At 34.4% G+C, this 764-nt stretch carries 1 protein-coding gene and 1 pseudogene; both read right to left on the bottom strand.

Translation table 11 applies throughout. The features are described 5' to 3' along the window. Positions 1-295: pseudogene (locus FUA24_RS02840) on the bottom strand (phosphomethylpyrimidine synthase ThiC); the annotation flags it as partial. A gap of 101 nt (positions 296-396) precedes the next feature. Next, entirely contained in the window at positions 397-600 is a 204-nt protein-coding gene (thiS, locus tag FUA24_RS02835) for a sulfur carrier protein ThiS (protein WP_147134602.1), read from the bottom strand. Positions 601-764: the final 164 nt, after the last annotated feature.

Raw genomic sequence — 764 nt, 5'->3', positions numbered from 1 at the left:
ATTGTTCAACATCATTTCTATTCAAAATCCATGGCTCACGTATTCTTTCAATACCGTTGTGTACGTTAATTTCTTTTTCAGGATCTGTGTACGGGCCCGATGTGTCATATACCGTAACAGGCTCGTTAGGTGTTACTTTACCCGTCATTGAATCTTTAGTATCACTTAGCGTTATTTGGCGCATAGCTACTTTAATTTCGGGGTGCATTTGCCCTTTAACGTAAATTTTTTTTGAATTTGGAAATGGGTTTCTTGTAATTAATTGCGCTGTTGGTGCAGTGTCCTTTTTTTTCATTCCTTATTGCTTTTAGCCGTTGGCAATTAGCCTTTGGTGTTTAAATTATTTAAATTAATATTGAAGCTAATGGCTACATAAAACCTAATAGCTTTTAGTTTTTATCCGCCTTGAGTTGCTTGAATAATTAAAATAGTATCGCCGTTAAAAAGCACTTTGTTTTCCCAATTGGCTTTTGCAATTATTTCTTGGTTAATAGCTACAGCAATGCCTTGGGTTGATGATACCGTGTTTGTTAAAAACTGTTGTAATGAAATGTTTTTAGGTGCGCTTTGGGGTTTGTTGTTTACTGTTATTGTTATCATTTACACATGCTTTAAAATGACAACTTTAGGTAGAACGCCCCGTTTTTACGAAGTGCAGGTTTTAAAAAAACCCATGTATTATTTACAATAAAACATTCACTTTTCCCTACGTAAGTACTAACTTCATCAGGTTCAAAGGGTAAATCTCAGTTTCAGGAAAAAAT

Source organism: Seonamhaeicola marinus, from assembly GCF_008085455.1.
The sequence above is the reverse complement of the archived record's forward strand: the minus strand, read 5'-3'. Positions and strand labels throughout refer to the sequence as shown.